Source organism: Bacteroidota bacterium (genome assembly GCA_039111535.1).
Taxonomy (GTDB): Bacteria; Bacteroidota; Rhodothermia; order Rhodothermales; family JAHQVL01; genus JBCCIM01.
Genome location: JBCCIM010000312.1, coordinates 1 through 4,514 on the forward strand (window position 1 = coordinate 1; position 4,514 = coordinate 4,514).

Here is a 4,514-nt window from a genome sequence, read left to right on the forward strand (position 1 = left end):
GCTTGCTTCTGCAGGAGCCACCTGACCACGCAATGGGTATTCCCAGGGCGGCTTATGCTCTGTGACGTAATCGGTACCATGCTCCACATTCCTGCCCCGCTCCAACACAAGGGTTTTCATACCCTTCTCGCACAATTCTTTAGCAGCCCAGCCTCCAGTTATACCTGAGCCAACAACAATGGCATCATACTTCTCTGCAGCGCGGGCTATATAGACATTCTTTTTCATGTATAGCGGGGTTATGTAAAGCCAACATCATTTAAACGCGGTTAAACCCGCCTATGAGATATTGCCTTTTTTCATTTCAGATACAGCGTGATCTACAGCGCGTGCAGTAAGCGCCATGTACGTAATCGATGGATTCTGACAACCAGACGATGTCATGCATGCACCGTCTGTCACATACAGATTAGGTACGTCGTGCGCCTGATTCCATTCATTCAGCACCGAGGTTTTCGGATCGCGTCCCATGCGGGCAGTGCCCATTTCATGGATGCCAAGCCCCACTTCTGCGCCGAGACCACCTTCCGTATAACTATCATAAGTGCTTACATCCCTGTAGCCGGCAGCGTCGAGCATTTCGGCTGCAGATTGTGCCATATCTCTGCGCATGGCAAATTCGTTGGCCCCCCAGGCAGCGTTAATCCGCAAAGCCGGCATGCCCCACTTGTCCGTAACGGCGTCATCGAGGCGCACGTAATTGCCATGGCGCGGCAGGCACTCGCCAAATGCCGTCATACCAATACGCCAGTCCCCTGGCTCGCGCAGTTGTTGCTTCAATTCTGCGCCGAAGCCACGCATATCATTTCCACGCCCCCAGTTCTCGCGCCGTGCGCTGCCCTGGTAGCCGTAGCCACGGACATAGTCTTGGCGGCGGGTTTCGCTGTTAATATTTCTGAAGCGCGGGACGTAAAAGCCTGTTGGACGGTTGCCGTAATAGTAGCGGTCATCAAATCCATCAACCATTGCGTTGGCGCCTACCTTGAAGTGGTGATCCATCAGGTTATGGCCCAACTCACCGCTTGAATTGGCTAGCCCATCAGCAAACCGGTTGCTTTTGGAATTGAGCAGGATCTGCGTACTGCCAAGTGCAGAAGCGCACAGGAAGACCACCTTTGCCTTGAACTCCAGCACTTCGTTGGTCTCTGAATCAACAATGCGTACACCAGTAGCTTTGTCTCTAGTTTCGTCGTATATCACCTGCTGCACAATGCTGTAAGGCCGCAGGGTGAGGTTGCCGGTTGCAACCGCTGCGGGCAGCGTAGAGCTCTGGCTGCTAAAGTACGATCCGGTAGAACATCCTCGGATGCAAGGTCCGCAATAGTGGCATGCAGCACGGCCGGGTAACGCTTCTGTAAGGATAGCTACGCGACCAATGGTCAGGATACGCTCAGGGAAGTTCTTGATAATCTGTTCGCGGAGGTGTTTCTCCACAACGTTGAGCGGCATGCCTGGCTGAAACTGGCCATCGGGCAACTGGGGTAAACCCAATTTTTCGCCGCTGATGCCGGCAAATTTCTCTACGTAATCGTACCATGGCGCAATATCAGCATACCGAATAGGCCAGTCAACGCCATTACCGTCTTTCAGGTTGGCTTCAAAGTCGATGTCGCTCCACCGGTAGCAATGCCGGCCCCACATCAGGGAGCGCCCCCCAACATGGTTACCCCGGATCCAGGTAAACGGCTTATCTTCGATATAGGGGTTTTCCTTATCGTTGATAAACCAGTGCTCAGCTTCAGCCCGGAACTGCCCGGTACGCTTTTGTACGGCATAGTTTGCTTCAGCATTGGCACGGTTATACCTTCCGCGCATATTCAGCTCCCAGGGGGCTTTATGCTCAGTAATGTAATCGGTACTGTGTTCAACAGGCCGGCCCCTTTCGAGCAAAAGCGTTTTAAGGCCTTTTTCCGTTAACTCCTTGGCTGCCCATCCTCCAGAGATGCCTGAACCAACCACAATGGCGTCATAGCCCTCTGTCTCTTGGGAGATGTGTACGTTTTTCCTGGTCATGATTGTGATACTGCAGTTGCCTGGCAGCCAGAAGCTGCACTTGTCCTATTGGGTAAAAAATGATTGGGAAGGCTGTAGCTGGTCATGGCATCCAGGCATGGTGGTACGGATGCGATTGAAATGACAACAGCCCTTTCAAGGAGAAGATCGGACGTACTCAGACAAGCGACTTAAGGCTTGCCCGGCAACACAGGATCGGGCTAATAAACCTTCAACCTGTAACCTTCAACCTTCAACAACAAATAAACCAAGATTTATTTGTCTATAATCAAGAGTATGCGCGTCCAATTTCTTCGTAAGGGACATCACCGCGGTATTCACCAGCCGTGTGCACATACTTCAACTCCTGTGAAGCACCAATTTCGGAGGTATAATAGCCCAAAAGCGTCAATTGCTTGATCATGCTGAAGAAAGGGGTCTGGTCGCCGCTGGCGTCAGACAACGCAGCGTCTTCCATTTCGGTTAGGATGGCAACCTGCTGTTCTTCGGTGTTGTCTACAAACGTAGCACCGTTGATAGATTGTGCAACGCTATCAATCTCACCAAGCCCCGCGAGGAAATGGTCCCGATCGGCTACATCAAACCATTCGGTTAACATCAGGTCAGCAAATTCATGTACACGTGCTGCCCGTGCGCCCGGCGTATCCGTTTCGGGGATGATCAACTCAGAAATGGTGGCAACCAACTCCCCCTGCGTAGCGGACAACGTTTGGTAGGTATAGCCGCCAGCTGCCGGTGCCTGGCAACCGGACAGTATGCCGGATGCTACCGAAAGAGATACGGTGCCTCCCATCAAAAAACCAACGCGCTTTAACGCTTCACGACGATCCATTAGCTTAGCTCATTGTTTATAAACAGAATCATGAAACTCATAAACAAGACATAAAAAGACCCCACGATATCGCTAACGTGGGGTCTTTTTGAAGTCTGGTCAAAATCAGGCTGCGGCGCCTTCTTTCTCATCTGTGGCTACCAGCTTCTCAGCTTTGTAACCACCCGACCTCCGATCCTGGAAGAACAGGAAGCCAAAGACCACAATCAGGATAATGCCAAATGGCGCGAGCGTTTCGAAAGACGTCTTTCCGCCATAGTTTTCAGCGGGCCCCAGAATGGCCGCAGCAGCAGCTTTGGCATCTGAATCGATATCTGCACCTGAAACTGCGCGCAGCGCCTGCGCTGTAGCACCAGCCGGCAACGCGCCGTCAGCTTCATAAGCAGCAGTCACTTCATTCACAGAGCTGATTACAGCTTCAAGATCTTCCTGCAGCACGCCGGCTGTTGCAGCAACTGCTGGCCACTCATCCTGAACCGTCTGGAAAACTTCCATCGCGGCAGGTGCCTGAATTTGGGTATGCCCTTCGATATCTGCAATGTTGCCCAACCACGGCGTTACAAGGAAAGAAGCAAGCATCCCTACAGCGCCCATTGCGCCAAGGCCAAGCGCCCCACTCTTCGGATTCCGCTCAGATACAAACCCGAGCATGGTTGGCCAGAAGAGTGCGATACCCGTTGCCCAAACGGCAGCGGTGAGGAAATACATCAGCGTAGAATCAGCCTGGCTAAACAGGTAGAGTCCGATGGTAGCCAGAATAGAGCCACCAAAGAGTACACCGGTTGGTGTGAGGGCTTTGAGAATAGGGCCGGCGACAAGTCGCAGGGTACCCATAATTCCGAATATAAAGCCAAAGACCAGAATCCCGTCAACCCCGCCAGACTGCAGCACTGGCGGTACCCAGGTGCTTGGTGGAAGCTCCATCGACGCGGTAATAAGCATCATCGGAAGCATTATCAACATGATCGGTGAAAAAGTAGCTTTAAGCGACTCGGCAAAACTTACACCGGCACTTGCACCTTCCGTTGGAGGGTAATCGGAGAAGAGCATCATAATGCCGTATGCAATAGCCGGCACCAGAATCAGGGCGGTGTATCCGCGCCATTCGCCATCTCCAATAAAGGCGCTCATCACAAAGGTGGTGAGCAAGGCCGCTATGAGGTTACCATACGGAAACCACATATGAAACAGGTTGAGCTTGGCCGACTTGTCGTCCGGATAAAGCGCTGCAACAAGTGGGTTACAGCCGGCTTCTACAAGTCCTGCGCCGAGGCCAGCAAATAGCGAACCCGCTACCGCCATCCCGAAACTGCCTGCAAATAGCAGGAGCAAGGCCCCGACAACGTGGCCTACAAACGCAAACCGGACAATCCAGCGCATTCCGATGGTGTCACAGAACGGCGCAAAAAGAACCTGAGAAACGGTGAATCCGATAAAGAATACACCGGTAAACAGCCCCAACTGCGCGTTTGTAACGTTGAATTCCTGTTTTACGCTGAATGCGATAGATGCAATCACCGTAAAGGCAAATGCTGTGGTAAGCAGTGCCAGGCAACTGCCCCAAAACAGTTTTTGCCGGTTAATGCCTGCGTTACTAGTACTCATTTGGTTACTCCTCCTTCAATTGAACAATTGCCAAACTGGACACAAAAAAGGGCTTCCTGAAGAC

Annotated in this window: 4 protein-coding genes; all 4 read right to left on the reverse strand. The window is 52.2% G+C overall.

Translation table 11 applies throughout. From position 1 onward, the window contains the following. A partial coding sequence (locus tag AAF564_26100; protein ID MEM8489046.1) for an FAD-dependent oxidoreductase occupies nucleotides 1–228 on the reverse strand: 228 nt, incomplete at its 3' end. Between the two features lie 51 nt (nucleotides 229–279). Next, on the reverse strand, nucleotides 280–2,013 hold the full coding sequence (locus tag AAF564_26105) for a GMC family oxidoreductase (protein MEM8489047.1): 1,734 nt from the start codon (nucleotides 2,011–2,013) through the stop codon (nucleotides 280–282). Nucleotides 2,014–2,281: 268 nt separating this feature from the next. After that, entirely contained in the window at nucleotides 2,282–2,845 is a 564-nt protein-coding gene (locus tag AAF564_26110; protein ID MEM8489048.1) for a gluconate 2-dehydrogenase subunit 3 family protein, read from the reverse strand. Between the two features lie 105 nt (nucleotides 2,846–2,950). Next, nucleotides 2,951–4,450: an MFS transporter gene (locus tag AAF564_26115; GenBank protein MEM8489049.1), complete on the reverse strand. Its 1,500-nt coding sequence runs from the start codon at nucleotides 4,448–4,450 to the stop codon at nucleotides 2,951–2,953. Nucleotides 4,451–4,514: the final 64 nt, after the last annotated feature.